Origin of the sequence: Rhizobium sp. Root1203 (assembly GCF_001424945.1) — a bacterium.
Lineage (GTDB): Bacteria > Pseudomonadota > Alphaproteobacteria > Rhizobiales > Rhizobiaceae > Rhizobium.
This window is the reverse complement of sequence record NZ_LMCW01000002.1, coordinates 80,483-99,168: the sequence shown is the minus strand read 5'-3', so window position 1 is coordinate 99,168 and position 18,686 is coordinate 80,483. Positions and strand designations below refer to the sequence as shown.

General features: G+C 62.3%; 16 protein-coding genes. 5 read left to right on the top strand and 11 right to left on the bottom strand.

The features are described 5' to 3' along the window. Positions 1–8 precede the first annotated feature (8 nt). A complete protein-coding gene (locus ASC97_RS04055; protein ID WP_057467090.1) occupies positions 9–992 on the top strand; it encodes a type II secretion system F family protein in 984 nt (327 codons plus the stop codon). A gap of 127 nt (positions 993–1,119) precedes the next feature. Further along, positions 1,120–1,752, top strand: a complete 633-nt coding sequence (locus ASC97_RS04050; RefSeq protein WP_057467159.1) for a LysE family translocator — start codon at positions 1,120–1,122, stop codon at positions 1,750–1,752. A 4-nt stretch (positions 1,753–1,756) separates the two neighbouring features. Here the strand turns inward: ASC97_RS04050 and ASC97_RS04045 are convergent, their stop codons facing one another. Beyond that, on the bottom strand, positions 1,757–2,584 hold the full coding sequence (locus tag ASC97_RS04045; RefSeq protein WP_057467089.1) for a tetratricopeptide repeat protein: 828 nt from the start codon (positions 2,582–2,584) through the stop codon (positions 1,757–1,759). Positions 2,585–2,725: 141 nt separating this feature from the next. Between ASC97_RS04045 and ASC97_RS04040 the strand changes: the two genes are divergently transcribed. The 3 genes from ASC97_RS04040 to ASC97_RS04030 all read left to right on the top strand — a co-directional run bounded on the left by ASC97_RS04040 (position 2,726) and on the right by ASC97_RS04030 (position 5,461). Then, positions 2,726–4,114, top strand: coding sequence for a leucyl aminopeptidase family protein (locus tag ASC97_RS04040; protein WP_057467088.1), 1,389 nt, complete (start codon positions 2,726–2,728; stop codon positions 4,112–4,114). A 109-nt stretch (positions 4,115–4,223) separates the two neighbouring features. Continuing rightward, complete coding sequence (locus tag ASC97_RS04035; protein ID WP_057467087.1) at positions 4,224–4,574, top strand: MarR family transcriptional regulator; 351 nt, start codon at positions 4,224–4,226, stop codon at positions 4,572–4,574. 29 nt (positions 4,575–4,603) lie between these two features. Next, positions 4,604–5,461 (top strand): C40 family peptidase, encoded by an 858-nt coding sequence (locus ASC97_RS04030; protein ID WP_057467086.1) that lies wholly within the window; start codon positions 4,604–4,606, stop codon positions 5,459–5,461. On the opposite strand, the gene ASC97_RS04025 is transcribed toward ASC97_RS04030, so the two are convergent. The 10 genes from ASC97_RS04025 to ASC97_RS03980 all read right to left on the bottom strand — a co-directional run bounded on the left by ASC97_RS04025 (position 5,454) and on the right by ASC97_RS03980 (position 18,681). Continuing rightward, the gene (locus tag ASC97_RS04025) at positions 5,454–6,845 is read right to left on the bottom strand and encodes an amidase (RefSeq protein WP_057467085.1); all 1,392 of its coding nucleotides are present in this window, start codon (positions 6,843–6,845) and stop codon (positions 5,454–5,456) included. The two genes, ASC97_RS04030 and ASC97_RS04025, sit on opposite strands and share 8 nt — an antisense overlap. Before the next feature lie 25 nt (positions 6,846–6,870). Further along, complete coding sequence (locus ASC97_RS04020; protein ID WP_057467084.1) at positions 6,871–7,734, bottom strand: ABC transporter permease; 864 nt, start codon at positions 7,732–7,734, stop codon at positions 6,871–6,873. Positions 7,735–7,736: 2 nt separating this feature from the next. Next, the gene (locus tag ASC97_RS04015; protein WP_057467083.1) at positions 7,737–8,684 is read right to left on the bottom strand and encodes an ABC transporter permease; all 948 of its coding nucleotides are present in this window, start codon (positions 8,682–8,684) and stop codon (positions 7,737–7,739) included. Between the two features lie 144 nt (positions 8,685–8,828). Next, positions 8,829–10,358: an ABC transporter substrate-binding protein gene (locus ASC97_RS04010; protein WP_200959436.1), complete on the bottom strand. Its 1,530-nt coding sequence runs from the start codon at positions 10,356–10,358 to the stop codon at positions 8,829–8,831. A 59-nt stretch (positions 10,359–10,417) separates the two neighbouring features. Continuing rightward, the gene (locus ASC97_RS04005) at positions 10,418–11,434 is read right to left on the bottom strand and encodes a P1 family peptidase (RefSeq protein ID WP_057467081.1); all 1,017 of its coding nucleotides are present in this window, start codon (positions 11,432–11,434) and stop codon (positions 10,418–10,420) included. A 138-nt stretch (positions 11,435–11,572) separates the two neighbouring features. After that, entirely contained in the window at positions 11,573–11,767 is a 195-nt protein-coding gene (locus ASC97_RS04000; RefSeq protein ID WP_057467080.1) for a hypothetical protein, read from the bottom strand. 517 nt (positions 11,768–12,284) lie between these two features. Next, positions 12,285–15,212, bottom strand: a complete 2,928-nt coding sequence (locus ASC97_RS03995; protein WP_057467079.1) for an aminotransferase — start codon at positions 15,210–15,212, stop codon at positions 12,285–12,287. A gap of 113 nt (positions 15,213–15,325) precedes the next feature. Next, complete coding sequence (gene purU, locus ASC97_RS03990) at positions 15,326–16,210, bottom strand: formyltetrahydrofolate deformylase (protein ID WP_057467158.1); 885 nt, start codon at positions 16,208–16,210, stop codon at positions 15,326–15,328. Between the two features lie 141 nt (positions 16,211–16,351). Then, positions 16,352–17,614: a hypothetical protein gene (locus ASC97_RS03985; RefSeq protein WP_057467078.1), complete on the bottom strand. Its 1,263-nt coding sequence runs from the start codon at positions 17,612–17,614 to the stop codon at positions 16,352–16,354. Between the two features lie 5 nt (positions 17,615–17,619). After that, positions 17,620–18,681 carry a glycoside hydrolase family 5 protein gene (locus tag ASC97_RS03980; protein ID WP_057467077.1) on the bottom strand — a complete coding sequence of 354 codons (1,062 nt, stop codon included), beginning with the start codon at positions 18,679–18,681 and terminating at the stop codon, positions 17,620–17,622. Positions 18,682–18,686 lie beyond the last annotated feature (5 nt).

Genomic DNA, 18,686 nt, shown 5'->3' with positions numbered 1-18,686 from the left:
AAAATGCGGTGTCATCCGATCTCGCGACAAGACTGACCGATCCCTCCATGCTGATTGCGGTGCTCGTCGCGCTGGCTGTCTTCGCGAGTTTCTATACTCTTGCCATGCCGTTCTTCGAGCGCGGCGACCTCGCCAAGCGCATGAAGGCCGTGTCGACGGAACGCGAGCAGATTCGCGCCCGCGAACGTGCCCGCATGAACGCCGATTCGGGCGGCAAGACATCGCTTCGCACGCAGAACAACCGTTCCGTTCGTCAGATCGTCGAGAAGTTCAATCTTCGTCAAGCGCTGGTCGATGAAAATACCATGAACAAGCTGCGTGCGGCCGGGTATCGGTCGGAGAACGCGTTGAACATGTTCCTGGTGGCTCGTTTCCTGCTGCCCTTCGCCTTCTTCGGATTGGCAATCTTCTGGGTTTTCGGCCTCGACCACCTCGTCGACAAACCAGCACCGATCCGCTTCCTGCTGACCCTCTTCGTCGCCTATGCTGGCTTTTATGCTCCGAACATCTTCATTTCCAACCGCATGGGAAAGCGCCAGCACTCGATCAAGCGGGCCTGGCCGGATGCGCTCGATCTGATGCTGATCTGCGTCGAGTCGGGGATCTCGATCGAAGCGGCGATGCGCCGCGTGTCGGACGAACTTGCCGAAGCCTCGCCGCCGCTCGCCGAGGAAATGGTGCTGACCACGGCCGAACTATCCTTCCTGCCGGATCGGCGTGTCGCGCTTGAGAACCTCGGCACGCGCACACAGATTCCGATCGTTCAGTCGGTCGTGCAGGCGCTGATCCAGGCCGACCGCTACGGGACGCCAATCTCGCAAGCACTGCGCGTCCTGGCTCAGGAAGGGCGCGACGAGCGCATGAACGAAGCCGAGAAGAAGGCGGCCGCCCTGCCCCCCAAGCTCACTGTTCCGATGATCCTGTTCTTCCTACCGGTTCTGGTCGCGGTCATTCTCGGACCAGCCGGTATCCAGGTCTCCGACAAATTCTAGGCCTTCCCGGCGATTTCGGCGCAAGGGCGTTTTCAAACGTCGCACGGCTTGCGTTTGCGGGTGGACGACCGACGGAGCATGGAGCACAGTGCTCCGCATCCATCTCCTGAACCGTGCGGGGCCACTGATGTCTTCACTGGGCGTATTTCTGAGCATCATTGCAGCCTTGTCGATCGGAGCCATGAGCCCCGGGCCGAGCTTCGTTGTCGTCTCCAGGATCGCCATATCGCGCTCGCGCGCCGATGGCCTCGCGGCGGCTCTCGGAATGGGTCTCGGCGGTGTCGCGTTCAGCGGATTGGCACTCGCGGGGCTGACTGCCTTGCTGTCGCAGTTCGAATGGCTCTATCTCGCCCTCAAGGTGGCCGGGGGCGGTTATCTTGGCTATATCGCATTCAGGATCTGGCGCAGTGCCAGGGAACCACTCGATGTCGGCGAGCGGACGATCGGCAGCCGCGCGCTCGGACGGAGCTTTACGACCGCGCTTTTGACGCAACTCAGCAATCCGAAGACCATTGTCGTCTACGCCAGCATCTTTGCGGCGCTGCTGCCTAAGACCATTCCGCTTGGGCTCGTTGTTGCCCTGCCGGTCGGTGTGTTTTTCGTCGAAGCCGGCTGGTATACGATCGTGGCGCTGGCCTTCTCGTCCCGGCACCCCCGCAGGATCTATCTTGCGGCGAAGACTTGGATCGACCGTGCTGCCGGCACCGTCATGGCGGGGCTCGGCCTGCAGCTGGTCGTATCGGGCCTGACGGGCCGGTGAAGGGTCAGTTCGTGCTGTTGGCGGCGCCGCCGGCGTCCTTGGCCGCGAGCTTCTGCCACGAATTCTGCTGCGACAGCATCGAGCGCAGATAGGCGACGTTGGCGTCCGCCTGCTGCTGCGACAATTCCCGCCGCGCGATCTGTTCCGCCTCGGGAAAGTGTCCCTGCAGACCGACAACGAGCGCAAGGTTCTGGCGGACGCGGCTGTCGGCCGACGGCTGGGCGGCGGCCTGGCGCAAATAGGTCTCCGCGGTGCGCAAATCGCCCGTCAGTACATAGGACATGCCGAGATTGGACAGGATCGACGGCTCGGTCGGCTGGATGTCGAGCGCATCGCGGTAGCGCTGCCGTGCCTCGGGAGAGCGGCCGAGCTGATCGAGAATCGCACCCTCTGCGGAGATCAGCTTCCAGTCCGGCCGATCCGGCGTCTGTGCGCGACCGATGGTATCGAGAGCCTGCTGCAACTGGCCAGCCGCGGCTTGTGCCTTGCCATAGGCGGCGAGTACGTTTCTATCCGACGGGTTGCTGATCGCAACCTGCTGCATCACGGCAAGTGCCTGGGCGTCCCGGCTCTGCATCCGCAGGAGATTGGCATAGTTGACGCCGTTGACCGGATCGCGCGGGTTCTTCTCGTAGGCCTGGCCCACGCGCTCTGTCGCGGCACGAACTTCCTGATCGTCCATCGTCTCGACGGGTTTCGTCAATTTCGGCACCGAACCGGTGGTCATCCGGTCCTTTGTCGTGGTGCAGCCCGCAAGAGCGAGCGCGACCAGCGTCAGCGCTACGCCATGGAAAATGCGGGTTTTGATAAGAGGGTTCGCCAAAGCAGGCATCGCGCTTTCCTGAAATCCATTGGCGCCTGACCTAGAAGCAGAACAGGGGAAAGGCTTTGACGCAATCTTCACTCCAGCAATAGTCTGTTAACCCTAACATACCGTTAAAAAGCGATTCCCGGACGCCCCCGAAGGATAATCATGGCCCCCTACCAATTCATCGAGAGACCGACCCCCTTCAACACCAAGAGTGGTTCGACCTTACCGATATTCGCCGTCACGCCTGCCCATATCGAGACGGGCACCATCGACCCGATCGCGCTCGATTGGGCAAAAAAGGCCGGATACAAGGCCGAAAGCGGCTCGATGCTGCTGATCCCGACGGAGGACGGCCATCTTGGCGGGGCGCTTTTCGGCCTCGGGACCAATCCTTCGGAGCAGCCCTATATCACCGGCAAGCTGGCGCGCTCGCTGCCGGCCGGCGATTGGCACATCGAAACCGCGCCGCTGACAGCGAATCGCCTTTCGCTTGGCTTCGGCCTCGGCAGCTATCGCTTCGACAGATACAAGTCCGAGAAAATTCCAGCTGCGACGCTGATGATCCCGCGTGACGCCGACGAAGCCGACATCAAGCGCCAACTTGCCGGCGTCTTCCTGGCACGCGATCTCATCAATACGCCGACCAACGACATGGGACCGAACGAGCTGGAAGCCGCATTCCGCGGTCTTGCCGCGCACTACAAGGCGGAAATCTCGGTCGTCGGCGGCGAGAACCTCAAGCAGAATTTCCCGCTGATCCATACCGTCGGCCGGGCAAGCGCCGACGCGCCGCGGCTGCTCGAACTGCGTTGGGGCAAGAAAGGTCACCGCAAGATCACGCTTGTCGGCAAGGGCGTCTGTTTCGACACCGGAGGCCTCGACATCAAGCCTGCTTCCTCCATGCTGCTCATGAAGAAGGACATGGGTGGCGCCGCCAACGTCATGGGCTTGGCGCTGATGATCATGGATGCGAAGCTAAAGGTCGACCTGCGCGTCATCGTCCCCGTGGTCGAGAATTCGATCTCGTCGAATGCCTTCCGTCCCGGCGACATCTACAGGAGCCGCAAGGGCCTTACCGTCCAGATCGACAACACGGACGCCGAGGGTCGGCTCATCCTCGCGGACGCGCTGGCCTATGCGGATGAAGATGCGCCGGATCTGCTGATCGACATGGCAACGCTGACGGGTGCCGCCCGCGTGGCGCTCGGCCCCGATCTGCCGCCGTTCTTCACCGACGATGCGGACCTTGCCCAGGACCTTATGGAGGCGAGCCTGGAGACCGACGATCCATTGTGGCGACTGCCGCTCTATGCCGGCTACGAGAAAGACATTCGCGCCAAGTTTGCCGATATCACCAACGCCCCGGCCGGTGGCATGGCGGGTGCGATCACCGCCGCGCTGTTCCTGAAGCGCTTCGTCAGCAACACGACGAGCTGGGCGCATTTCGACATCTACGGCTGGGCGCCGTCAGAGCGTCCGCATTCGCCGGGCGGCGGCGAAGCCCAGGCGATCCGCGCGCTCTACCACCACATCCGACAATCCGTGCGCTGATCGTTAAAATTCTATTCACCTTGCGGCGCGGCAGTTTAGCCGCACCATTGCGTCGGGCACCCGAGTACCGGAAAATGGAACGCTAGCGTAACGAATATCCGGAGGGCCCGTGCCGATCGAACTGACAGCCTCGCAGGCGCTGGGGCTTTGGCATGGCGTTGCGCTCGATCAGGTGCGCCATGACGACCGCGATTTGACGTTGCGCCAGATGGCCATCCTGCTGCATATCTATCTGGTGCCGCCGCCGCACACGGTTCGCGGGCTGGCGGCAGAACTGAACGTGACCAAGCCGGTCATCACGCGGGCGCTGGATACGATGGGTGAGATGGGTCTGGTCGATCGCGTGCGCGACGAGCGCGACAGGCGTAATGTCGTGATCAAGCGGACCGTCGGCGGCGCGCTCTACCTGGAAAAGCTCGGCGACCGGGTGCGCGAGCAGGGCCGCCGCCTGTCGCCTTGAGAGGCCGGAATCACCTTGGGAGAAATGACATGACCATCCTCGATCGCCGCTTGCACGCCTACAGGCCCGATCTCGCCGAGAGTAGCCTTCAGGGCCAGGTCGAGGCGTTGCGCTTCGTGGACGGCATGCCTGCGCGCGTTGCGGTCCCTGTCGTCGGCCTGCGGCCGAAGCCGGACCTCGCGGCCGGCATCGACACCGAACTGCTGCTTGGCGAGGAAGTCACCGTTTTCGACCGCGCCGACGGCTGGTGCTGGGTCAAGGCCGCGTCCGATGGATATGTTGGCTACATCGAGGAAAACGCGCTCTGCGAAGGCGAAGCAGCACCCACGCACATCGTGACGGTGCCGCGCACGTTTCTCTATCGAGAACCGGAACTGCGCAAGCCCTACAAATCCACCCTATCGATGGGCAGCCGCATCAGGATCGTCGGCGAGGCCGAGGCACGCGGCAACCACTATGCGATGCTGGAAGACGGGACGGCCATCTTCGCCAAACACCTCCAGCCGATCGGAGCGGGCGATGGTGGAGACTACGTCGATGTCGCGGTGCGCTTTTTGGAGACGCCGTATCTCTGGGGCGGCCGCTCGGGGCTCGGGATCGACTGCTCGGGCCTCGTCCAGCTTTCGCTGCTCGTGACAGGCCGGCGCGCACCTCGTGACACGGACATGCAGGCAGCAACGCTCGGCGATCCCATCGACCGTTCGGAGTTGCGCCGTGGCGATCTGGTTTTCTGGAAGGGCCACGTCGCCGCGATGGAAGATCCCGAAACGATCGTCCACGCAACGGGCAATACCATGACCGTCGTCCGCGAGAACTTCGAAGCGGCGATCAAGCGGATCGGCTGGCTCTACGAAGAGCCGACCGGCTATCGCCGTCCGGTCACCTGACCGGCGGTTGCGGCCAGGCAGCGACGCCGCCGGTCCAATCCTCGAAGGCCTTCGACAACCTCAGCACGCGCATGTCGTCATATCGCGGGCCAACGATCTGTAGCCCGATCGGCATCCCGGACTTCGAGAAACCGCAATTGATCGAGGCCGCCGGCTGCTCTGACATGTTCCAGGGAACCGTGAAGCCGATGTGTTCGAACGGCCGGGCGGGATCGTTGGTGGGCGACGCGCGCTCCGCCGGGTAGGAGACGATGGGATTGGTCGGCGACAGCAGCGCGTCGACCTGGGCGAACAGCGTTCCGCAGGCCTTGCGCATCTCGAACGTCTGGTTGAAGCCCTTGACGGCATCGACCCCGCTGACGTGCGCGCCGCCCTTCGCCCAGCTGTAGATATAGGGAAGGATGCTGCTGCGCCGCTCTTCGCTGAGGACCTCGATCTCGCCCCAGAAGCGGGCGCGCCAGAAGCTGTCGAGGCCATCGAGCATCGCGCGCGTCAGTACCGGCGCAATGGGGACGACGATCGCACCGGCTTGCTCGAAACGCCTTGCGGCGGCTTCGACCGCCGACTGCACCTCTGCATCGACGGCAAGACCGCAGCCGGCGTCCAGCATGAGACCGATCCTCAGCCCGCGGACGTCGACATCAAGGTCCATCCAAGCGAGATCGTTCGGCGGCAGGCTGGTTCCGTCGCGCCAATCCGGGCGCGACAATGTGGCCATGGCAAAGGCAGCATCTTCGACCGTGCGCGTCATCGGCCCGGCGCAGCGGCCGACGTAGGAGGGATCGACGGGAATGCGGCCGTGGCTCGGCTTGAAGCCGAAGATGCCGGTCCAGCCGGCGGGAAGGCGCACGGAGCCGCCGATGTCTGTCCCCACATGCAAGGGTCCATAACCCGCGGCGGCGGCGGCGGACGCCCCGGCGCTGGACCCGCCCGGGTTCTGCGTCAAGTCCCAGGGATTGCGACATAGAGGATGGAAGCTCGAAAGCCCCGACGATAGCATTCCGTAGTCCGGACATGTCGTCTTGGCAAAGATCACCGCGCCGTCTTCACGGAGCCTCGCGGCAGCAGGGGCATCTTCCTCGGCGGGCTGGAGCTCCGCAGCCCTCGTCCCGAGCGGCACGGGTTGCCCCCTGGTGGCAATCAGCTCCTTCAGAGTCACCGGAACGCCATCCAGAGCGCCGAGCGTTTCGCCCTTCATCCAGCGTTCCGTCGACGCCTGCGCCTGCTTGCGGGCCGCGTCGGGGTCGTAGGCGTAGAGCGCGCAGATCGATGGCTCCCACCCGTCGATATGCGTTTCCAACGCCAGCCAGTATTCGAGCGGAGACAGGCTTCTCTCGCCGAAACGCCGTCTCAGTTCGCGAATGGTAATGTCGGTTTCGGTCATCGGAGGTTCTTTTTCATCTGTGCAATCACCGGCTCGCGTCGCGCGGATCCAGCAGGTCGCGCAATCCGTCACCAAGCATGTTGAAGCCGAAAACGGCAAGTGCGATGGCAAGGCCGGGCAGGATCGCCAGCCAGGGCGCGAGTGCAAGGTAGGTCTGCGCCTCGGCCAGCATGCGTCCCCAGGTTGGAGCCGGCGGTGCTAGACCGAGACCGAGGAAGCTCAGCCCGGCTTCCGTCAGGACCGCGAGACCGAGCTGGATCGTCACCTGCACGACGATCTGGCTCGCAATGTTCGGCAGTATATGTCGCACCGATATCGCGAAGCGGGAGTTTCCGATCGCGCGCGCCGCCAGCACATAGTCGCGGCTCCATGCCTGCAACGCGCTCGCCAACGTGACGCGTGCGAAGACGGGGATCATGAAGGTTGCAATGGCGACGATCGCGGTCGTGCGTCCCGTGCCCAGAAACGCGCCGAGCATCATCGCCGAGAGGATCGGCGGCAGAGCGAAGATGACATCGCATGCCCGCATCAGCAGGCTCTCGAAGACACCCCGAAATGCCGCCGCGGAGATGCCCGCGATCGAGCCGAGCGTTCCGCCGATGGCGACCGCGGTGACCGCGATGGACAGCGAATTCCAGCTGCCGACCATCAGCATCGAGAGCACGTCGCGGCCGAACTGATCGGTCCCGAGAACGCCGAAGACGAACGGCGGCTGCAGCTTGTGCACGATCTGCATCCTGGCCGGGGGCAGAGGCGTCCAAACCAGCGAAAGGACCGCGATGGCAGCAAGGCAGGCAATGATCGTCCCGCCGGCGATCACGTTAATTCGCCGGCTAACTTGAATGCCCCTGCGTCTGATCATGACTTCGTTGGAGACCACCGGCGCCATCGTCAAATGCCTTTCCGCAGGCGAGGGTCGATCGCCAGATAGGAGAGATCGACGAGGAAATTCATGACGATGACGAGGCCGGCGAAGAACAGCACGACATCCTGCATGACAACGATGTCGCGTTGCGAGAGCGCCTGGTACGCAAGCCTGCCGAGACCCGGCAGATTGAAGACGTTCTCCACCAGAACAGCGCCGGCGACGAGAAAGGTGAACTGCAGGCCGAGAACGGTGAAGATCGGGACGAGTGCATTTGGCACCGAATGCCGCCACAAGACCTTGCGGGCCGAGAGACCCTTGGCGAGTGCGGTGCGGGTGAAATCCTCGTGCAGGGTTTCCAGGACGGCCGATCGCGTCACGCGCGTCAGCACGCCCGCCTGCGGCAAGGCGAGCGCCACGGCGGGCATCAGCAGTGCCTTTACGGCGGGCCAGATGCCCGCGCCCCAGCCGGGGAAGCCGCCGGCCGGCATCAGGCCGAGCGTCGTCGAGAACAGGACGATCAGCAGCAGCGCCACCCAAAAGGCCGGGACGGCTATGCCGATCTCGGAGAAGATGGAAGCGATCACGTCGATGACGCCGCCGCGGCGAGCGGCGGCTAGAGCACCCAACGGGATAGCGACCGCAACCGACAGAACGATCGCCATCAATGCAAGCGGCAGCGTAACGGCGAGACGCTCAAGGATGAGACCTGTGACCGGAACGCCATAGGTGTACGACTGCCCGAGATCGCCGGCGAACACCCCTGCCAGCCATTGGCCGTAGCGAAGGAGCAGCGGCCGGTCGAGGCCCAGATCATGGCGCAACGCCGCGAGCGTTTCCGGCGATGCGGATGTGCCGAGCATGATGGATGCAGAATCGCCCGGCAGAAAGTCCATCACCGCGAAGATCAGCAAGGACACGACCGCAAGGGTCAATAGAAGTCCCACGAAGCGGCGCGTGAGAAGAGCGATCATGCGGCGACTCTTGGATACTTCAAGGGGTTGCAACCGCGGCTATTGACGACGCCGAGACCAGGCGCGAGCAAAACCACATCCCACCGTTCCGATCTCATACCCAGCCTACGCTCCCTTTTCCGTGCCGCGGCTCCGCCTCTACCCTCAGTCCTCCCAGAAAACGTTGGTCAGCACGTTCGAGGGAATCGGCTCGTTCTCCCACAGCCCCTTCAGCTTGTTGTTCCAGACACCGAGTTTCGGCATGACGAAAAGATAGAGCGCGGGGACATCTTCGGCGAGAATCGACTGGGCCTCACCGTAAAGTTTTGCCTGAGCAGCCGGATCCGAGGTCTCCTGCACCTTCTTCATCAGGTCGTTGAAAGCCGGATTCCTATAGTTGAAGTAGTAGGGATCGCGCGAATAGATGTCGATGTCCATCGGTTCGGCATGGGCCACGATCGTCATTTCGTAGGCGCGGTCCTTCATGACGTCCTGAACCCATTTCGCCGGAAATTCGGTTGGCTCGATGTTCATGGTCACGCCGATTTCGGCCAGCATCGCCTGCATCACCTGGGCGCTGCGGGGCGCGTAGGCCATCTGGGGCGACTTGATGGTGAAGCTGAAGCCGTTCGGATAGCCGGCTTCGGCAAGCAGCGCCTTTGCCTTTGCCGGATCGTAGGCCAGCTTGCCGGTGAGATCGAGATAGCCGGGATCGTTCGGCGTGTAGTGGCTGCCGATCGGCGTGCCGAGGCCGGACCATGCGCCGTCGACTACGGTCTTCCGGTCGATCGCCATCATCAGCGCCTGGCGCACCCGCTTGTCGTCAAACGGCTTCCTGTCATTGTTCATGCCGGCGACGACCTTGAGCTCGGTGTTGCCGATCTTGGCGAGGAGCTTCGGATCGCCGTCGAAAGAACTCATCAGCTCGGGTGCGGCAAATTCCGGGATCGCATCGACGTCTCCCGACTTCAATGCAGCGGCCTGCGCCTGCGGATCGGCGATGAAGCGGAAGGTGACCCTGTCGAGCTTCACCGAAGCCCGCTTGTTCCAGTAATCCAGGTTCCTTTCGAGTTCGACCTTGTCGCCCTTGGCCCAGCTCACGAACTTGAAAGGACCGGTGCCGATCGGCTTGGTCTTGTCGCCGGCCGCCGAGTTCGGCGCCACCATGACCGAGGCCGGCCATCCGAGCCAGTAAAGCAGGCTGCCTGTCGGTGCCGAAAGGTGCAGCACCAACGTTTCGGGATCGGGCGTATCGATCGAAGCGATCGAGGCAAAGAAACGCTTCTGCGGATTGACCGAGTCGGCGCCGCGGGCGCGATCCAGCGCAAACTTGGCCGAAGCGGAGTCGAACGCCTCGCCGTCGTGGAACGTCACACCGGTCTGCAGCTTGAACGTATAGGTCAGACCGTCGGGCGAAATCTCCCAGCTCCTTGCGAGCTGCGGCTGCACCTTGCCTGCCTCATCGACCATCACAAGGCCTTCGAACACATTCTGCCAGGTGACCTGCCCTATTGCGACCGGCGCGGCGATCGTGGGGTCCAAGCCGGCCGGCTCGATCGTCATGCCGAGATTGAGCGTTGCCTTGGCGGCCTCGGCGGGAGCCAAGTTCAAAAGGATGAGGCCCGCCGAGATGGCGGCTCCGAGCGAGAGCCGCCGGACGCGACGCGCGGAGGGCGCGAGCAACACCTTGATCATCATGTTCCCCTGTCTGGCCGCCGCATCTGCAACTGGCCCATTGCGGATAGAGTGTCACCCTATGTAAGCGATCGGCGGCGATCCGGATAGCGGTCGCTCCAGGCTTCCTGCGCGCCCTCGAAGGGAAGCGCGGTCGCCTCGTAGACACCACGCGCGATGGCGCGGGCCATGACGAGGGCGGCAAGATGGCAAAGCTCCAGGAAATCGCCCGGGCCAACCCGCGGCTTCTTGCCTGTCGACGCTGCAAAGACCGTATCGCCGTCGAGCGGCAAATGAGCCGGCAGAAGGCCGCGGGCCAGGCCGTCATGAGCCATGACGGCCAGCCGATGCGCCTCGGCCTTGGTCAATTCGGCGTCGGTCACGATCGCGCCGATCGTCGTTGCGGTGGTGTTCATCCCCTTGAGACGCATCGCCGTGTCGCCCTGCGCGATCGACGACGGCAGGCCGAGACCGCCGAACTCGCCGTCCCGCTCGAATGGCGCTGACCAGAAATGCGGTCCCTCGCCGACCGTTGCTGATCCGAGCGCGTTGACGGCGACGATCGCGGCAATGCGATGGCCGGCGCTGCTTTGAGCGCTCGCAGAACCAAGGCCGCCCTTGAATGTCGCGGTGGTTGCGCCCGTCCCTGCGCCGACCGAACCAAGCGCGAACCGACCTTTGGATGCCCCCCGGAAGGCCTCGTACCCCATGTCGCGATAAGGTGAGTGCGTGCCCCAGTCCTTGTTGCCTCCGTTCAGGAGGTCCATCAGGATTGCCTGCGGCACGATGGGCACCCGCAGATTGCCGACCGGATAGCCGCGGCCAATTTCGCGCAGGCCGGCCTGGACGCCGCCTGCCGCATCCAGACCGAATGCCGAGCCGCCGGAGAGGACGAAAGCATCCACCTGGCCGACCGTCATCGAAGGATCGAGCAGCGCGGTATCGCGGCCACCCGGTGCGCCGCCCAGGACGACGCCCGATGCGGTTGCAGGCTCGTCGAAAACGATAGCGGTGACGCCCGAGCCGAGCTTCAGTTCGGTCGCATGGCCGACTGAGACACCTTCGATGTCGGTGAGGAGATTGAGCAAGCGCGGCATCCTTCCTTCGATCGGACCGTGATCCGGGAGCGCGCGATAGGACCGCAAGGAGGACCAAAAAACAAGACCGGCCCTGCTTCTGGCGGGACCGGTCGGAGATTTCTGATGGCCGTTCCTGGCCGAGACTGAACCATGCCCTCAGGCATGGAGGGGTTTTGGATGGCGGCGTGTCATCAGATCGTGAATTGCGAGTTTCACCTCGGCTGGCGAGCCGAAATGCTGCTCGTCAAGATCGTGAACGTGGTACTTCACTGCGATGAACTTCAGCCGGTTTTCATCCGGAATGACGATCCCGACGGGAACGCCTGCATATTCGATAACTTCTTTTTTCATACGTAGAACTCCTGCAGCGCGGTGGCGCTTGCGATGGCGAATTGACCTGTCTGGACCGTTTGAAGGGGGACGAACGTCACATTCGACAGTTCGGGCGGGAGAGAGCGCCCGGACGGTCATTTCCAAGCGCGGATCGCTCAAGGAGCGCGGCAAGAATATGGGTGTCTTTCATGTCTCGTTCCTTTCTTTGCGTTGCGCTTGCTTTGGGCCCCGGGGCACCGGGACCGGCGGTGACTGTCTTTCTTAATCTACTTTATTTGTAGACAATACTGGACAGCTTGTCGGAAACATATTCCGAAACGTGTCAAAATGTCGGCGATTAGGAAAAAATCATTCCGCCACAACCGAATTCACTGGAAGACCACTATCAGCTCTTTGTGCAATTCGTGTGACGCAGGAAGCTTTCCGTCGCTCGCAAACAGACATAGGAAGCACCACTGATTCCGGCAATGGGGCATTTGACTAAAAAGCGGAAAGCCGCGAAATGACCGAAATGGTTAACGCCACCGCGGCGCTTTCACCAACCGTCGGATAGTAGAGTTTCCAGCGTGTCCGCGAAGAAATCCGCGCTCTCGACCGACAGGCAGAGCGGCGGCTTTATCTTCAACACATTGAGGTGATCGCCGGTCGGCTGCATGACGATGCCAAGATCAAGCAGCCGTTCGCAGATCCCCGCGGTCTCTTCCGTTGCCGGTTCAAGCGTCGTTCTGTCGCGGACGAACTCGACGCCGAGATAGAGACCCGCGCCGTGAACCGCCCCGACGAGCGGATAGCGCTCAATCAGCGCACAAAGGCGGCTCTTCAGGTGGTCACCAACTACGCGGGCATTCTCCTGCAGCCGCTCGTCGGCCATGATGTCGAGCACGGTCATGCCGACGACGCAGCTTACCGGACTGCCACCGGTGGAGGAGAAAAAGTAGCCTTCCTTTTCAAGCGATTCGGCAATAGCACGGGTCGTGATCACCGCGCCGAGCGGGTGGCCATTGCCCATGCCCTTTGCGATGGTAATCATGTCGGGCACGACGCCCTGCTGTTCGAAGCCCCAGAACTGATGACCCAGCCTGCCATAACCGACCTGCACCTCGTCGGCGATGCAGAGACCGCCTCGGGCGCGCACTTGCGCATAGACGGCAGCCAGGTAGCCATCCGGGAGTGCGATGCCGCCGGCATTGCCATAGACCGGCTCGGCGATGAAGCCAGCCACGCCTCCACCCTTCTCGTCGACCGCTTGCAGTGCAGCCAGCACCCCTTGAAGATATTCGCCGGTGGAGTCCGGGCCGCGGAATTGCCCGCGGTAGGTATTGGGGGACGCGACGGGATGCACCCATTCGGGCCTTGACGTCAGGGCCTGCGGATTGTCTGCAATCGATGTCGAGACCGCATCGCTTGCCACCGACCAGCCATGATAGGCCTCCAGCAGGCAAAGCATGTTGCGGGCACCGGTGTGGGCCCAGGCGAGCCGCAGCGCCAGATCGTTCGCTTCCGAACCGCTGTTGACGAGAAAGACCGCGTCCAAGCCTTCCGGGGCCAGAGACGCGAGACGCTCGGAGAATTCGGCGATCGCCGCATAGTGGAAGCGCGAGTTGGTGTTGAGCCTCAGCCACTGCTCGCTGACGGCTTCTGCGATACGCGGATGCCCGTGGCCGAGAATGGAGACATTGTTGACCATGTCGAGATAGGCGCGCCCCTCGACATCGAACAGGTGCTCCTTGCAGCCGCGCTCCATCTGCGGCGGAGCCTTGTAGTAGTTTTTCTGCGGGCGGGCGAAATGCGCTTCGCGGCGGGCAAGGAGCGCCGCCGGCGCAGGAGCCGGCGCCTCGACGCCCGCGCCGAGCAGGGTCGCGGGTGATGGGCAAAGTGCCGACCAGGCGAAAACCTCGGAAGGCACGCAAAAGAGCGGCGGCTCCGCACCCCTAAGGGTGGACAATTGCACCCGAAGCCCTCCAAGGGACGATGGCTCGCCCGAGACCGTTCCGATCGCCTGTCCGGGCTCGACCTCGGCGCCATCGGCCGCGACAAGGTCCAAGCCGTCGAGATGAAGGCTCACAGCCTCGCCTGCCAACACGAGATGATGATCCTGCCAGCCGATCTTGCCGGCAAAGGGCGCCGCGACGGTGCTTCCGGCGGGCAGACAAACGTCGGCATGCAGCGCATAGGTAGCAGGGGGTTTCGCGCTTCGCAGACTGGCGCGCGACAGCCGGTATTCGCCATAGCGGGTCGCGGCCGCCCCACGTTCGGCAGCGGCACGCGCGAGCAAGCGCCAGTCGATATCGCCTTGCGACCAATTGCCTGCCGCAAAGTGCTGGCTCTGGACGCCGAGATCGACATAGGCGAGCGTATCCAGATCGAGATCGGGAAGCAGCGGCTGCCACCCCTCCGTTGCGACAGTAGCGACCGCGACCCCGGCAGTCTTCAGGATCGCGGTTTCCATCAGGTCGAACGGTACCGACATGGCGACGTCGAAGATGCGTCTCTCAAGTTCGAGATTGCCGCGAACATAGTCGTTGTCCGGATCGATGGAAATCTGCTGCTCGCTGCTGGCAACCAGAATGACGGCGCGTGCGACGACGAGCGGCCAGAGCGCCTTCAACTCCTCGTCTTTCAGCGGGTAATCGTCGTGATAGGCCTTGACGGCCGGCAGCACATAGAAGGGATCGCCGTCCGCCTGGTGCAAAAGCGACGCGCAGGTCACGGCCAGATCGCCGACCAGCCAGCCACGGATGATGTCACCGAAATCGATGACGCCGTCCGGGATCAACCGGCCATGCGCATCGCGCCGACTGACGACATTGTCGCCGGTCACATCGTGGTGCACGGCCTGCAGGCGCAGTGCCGGCGCAAACGGCTGAATGCGGCGCACTGCCGCGACCATGGTCTTGGCGATACGATCCCGGGCGGCGCTGTCGGTGATTGCCGAGAGGAGCTGCACCGCCACCGGTCCGGCGCGGCGGAGATCCCATTGCAGATTGCGATCGAGGCCGGGATGATCGAAATCCGCAAGCGACCGGGCCAACTGCGCGCAGAGTGCTCCGAGCGCGGAGACGGAAACCTTCGGCAGATATTTTCGCTGCGTCAGCCCCTCGCCTTCGAGATACTCCAGCAGGCGCACCTGGAAGGTCTGGTCGCGAACCGTGACCGCAACGATATCCTGCCCGTCCGTCGAGGCGACGACCCGCGGAACGCGCGGCGCGTCATCCTTCATGCACAGATGCCGGATCGCCGCATTCTGCGCCTCCAGCTCGAGGGTCTGGTAATCCACGTGGCAGATCTTAAGCACATAGCGGCGCTCACCGGTATCGACGCGGTAGTTGCGATCCTGCTGGCTGCCAAGTTCGTTGATCGTGCCGGACAGTCCATAGCGCGACAGGAGAATGTCGCCGGCCTCCGCGGGCGTCACATCCGGACGCGGAAGCTCGAGACGCCGAGCAAGCGTTTCATCGGTCATGATATCCCCCACCGCGCGATTCGATCTTGCACAATAAGCAGATAATCGAATGCTTGCTATCGGCAAGCGGTCAGATCACATCCCATGAAACCCTCGCGGCGCTTGCGCGTCGATCAGCCCATGCGCTCGGAAGCGTAGCTGCCGGGGCTTGCCGGGAAGACGATCGTGCGATTGCCGTTGAGGAAGACGCGGCGATGGATATGGGCGTGGATGGCGCGTGCCAGGACCTGGCTTTCGACGTCGCGGCCGATCGATACGTAGTCGTCGGCGCTCTGCGCGTGGGTGATGCGCGCCGTATCCTGCTCGATGATCGGGCCTTCGTCGAGATCGGCAGTGACGTAGTGTGCCGTTGCACCGATGAGCTTCACACCGCGCTCATATGCCTGCTTGTAAGGGTTTGCTCCCTTGAAACTCGGCAGGAAGGAGTGGTGGATGTTTATGATCTTGCCGGACATCTTCTTGCACATTGCGTCGGACAACACCTGCATGTAGCGCGCGAGCACGACGAGTTCGGTTCCCGTCTGCTCCACGAGATCGAGGATCTGCGCTTCGGCCTGCGGCTTGTTCTCCTTCGTCACCTTGATGTGGTGAAAGGGAATGTCGTGGTTCACCACGACCTTCTGGTAGTCGAAATGATTCGAGACGACGCCGACGATATCGATCGGCAGCGCGCCGATCTTCCAGCGGTAAAGCAGATCGTTCAGGCAGTGGCCGAAGCGGGAGACCATCAGCAATACCTTCATGCGGTGCTCGCCGTCATGGATTTCGGCATCCATGCCAAACTTTCCGGCTATCGGCTTAAAGCCTTCCTTCAGCACGGGAAGCGTTACCCCCTCTTCCGAAATGAAGGAAACGCGGGTGAAGAACTTGCCGGTGGAGAGATCGTCGAACTGCGAGGAATCGATGATATTGCAGCCCTGATCAGCCAGATAGTTGGCGATAGCCGCAACAATGCCGCGCGTCGACTTGCACGTGACCGTCAATACATACTTCATCATGCTTTCCATTCCTCGTTCGGCATCTGCCTGCGGACCTGCTTAGATCAAAGCCAGGCAGCCGAGCAAGCAGCGCACTCTCAGGCGCGCAGCAATTTCGGAAAATGCAGCCTCGGATCCCTGCCGCAGCTTTCGCCACCTGCATCAACTTACGGCAGAGCGCGTAAAATTCCGTTCCGCCTGCGGCGTCGAAACGCGTATCCCCGCCGTAGCGCCTTCGTTGACCTTGAGAAAGCCGACGAGCAGCCAGAGAATGCCCGCCGTCTTCATCGAAAAGATCGCAGTCGATCCGATCATCAAATTGAGGAACATGAACAGCGAAAGCGCGTGGCAGAGGCGCTTCTGGTTCGGCGTCCGACCGGCCGGGTAGAAGGAAACGAAGAGCCAGAAGAGGATCAGCCCGAAGATCGTGGCGCCATAGGTTATGTAGACATAGCCGCTGTCGACAAAGGTCGTTGCCTTATCCAGCTCGAGCCCGAGCGCTGCCGGCAAGTCCATGTTGAGGATGTTCCTGACCGTGCTGCTGATGCGGCCGACAAAATCGTCCTCGTGCGCGTCGGGCCGGAACGCGTGAATGACGAAGCCGACCACGACGATCGTCGGCATCATGAGGAAATCGCAAATCTTGGGAATCCAGGGGTAGACGACATATCCCACGGCGCTGACGACGGTAAAGATCAGCATCGTTCGCGTATCATTGGTGACAAGGATCAGGACGACCGTTCCGATGAAGATCAGCCGATCCGCCAAGGTCAGGCGGTTGCCGAAGCTGATGAGGTAGATCACGATCACGCCACAGAAATTGGCAAGCGAGACTTGTTCCAGGAATATCGACGACGAACGGTGGTCGATCAGACCGAAAGAGAAACGCCCTTCGAAACCGAGGGCTCCACGAAACAGCCCGCTGTCGCTGTAGGTCGCCGGGGGCACGCCCCGCGTATTCTGGAAATACTCGGCAGGATGAAGGAGCGCAACATAGGCAGGCGTTGATATAATCTCGCAAACCAGCACCGCGAGAACGGCAAGACAGCATACCTTGAAGGTCAGCTTGAGCGTTCGTTCATTGGTCCAGCGCCCCATGACCACGAAGGCGAAAATGATCATGACATTGCGGAGATGATCGATATAGCCGGCGCGATTGATGGCCATAACGTAGATGGTCAGAAAGATCGTCGCCAGGAGATAGCCGAGCGGCGCCATATCCTCTGCGTACAGGCCTTTGCGCAGCAGAAACACAAAGCTGAAAGTCAGCAGCAGGATTTCGCTAAGAACGACATGGGTCGGCGCAAGCGGCACGAGATTGTGATTGATGAAGGCAAGTATCGCATTGTAGGTCACGCCAAGGACGCTCACGAAGAGGATGCCGTAGTCGATGGGTTCGTCTTCGCCTGGACCCCGCCTTGCCATGTCAGTCAGTCCGCAGCCGTCGCGCAGGCGGCCTTGGGCGGAAACGGTGCCCTTGCTGCCTGCTGCAGTATGGCCATCTGCTTGCGGTCGCGGCCGTCGTGGGGCTGGATATTCAGCGCTTCGCTCTCCGGCCACCAGTCGCCGGCAACCCAATAGGTCCAGCCAAGCCAGACATCGCCGTTCGCCTGGATCTGATCGAGCACCCGCCCCAGTGCTGCGAGGCAGGCCTTGTCCTGCGGCACTCCGAATTCGCCTAGAAATACCTTCTTGCCGTTCTCGCGCGCCCACTCCGTCATCGCCACCATGGCGTCGAGCGCCTTTTCGCCGCCAGAGCACTCGGCGTGCGTTCCTGACGAATCACTGTCGAAATACTGATGGACCTCATAGGCAAAACGATTGCGCGGATCGCGTATGCCCAGCATGACGGTACCGTTGGCGCCGCCGGGGCCGTCCGACTGCCAGGAATGCGCTCCCGTCCATCGGGTTCCCGGCACCAGAATGAGGTTGTTGGCCCCCGTTGCGCGAATCGTTCGGATCGCGGCATTGGCGGCCTTGAGCCAAACGTCCGTGGCAATGTCGTTCGGCTCGTTCATCAAGCCAAAAATCACATCCTGTTGATCGGAAAATTCGACCGCCAGTCGTGCCCAGAACTCGGCGAAGGCTGACGAGGTCACGGGAGCGTCACCAATCGTCGTCTTGTTGTAATGTGCGTAATTATGCGGATCGAGAATGATCGTCAGGCGCTTGTCGCGCAGCAGCTCGACGGTGTCCTTGAGGCGCTTCAACTCGTTCTCATCCAGCGGCTGCCCAAGCCGGGGCTGCAGCCGTTCCCACTGAAACGGCAGGCGAACGGTGTTCATGCCCTTCCGTGCAAAGTAACCGATCGTCTCCTCGGAGGGATAGGCATAGGCCTTGAAATACTCGCCTCCCGGCTCCCCGAATTCGGCTCCGGAAAGATTGACGCCGCGAAGACACGGGCCCGCAGCATCGGCCACGCTTGCATGAACCACGAGCATTGCCAGAGTGGCCGCCGTCAGGCGCCACCGGGTTGGGAGACTCGCTTTCATCGTTT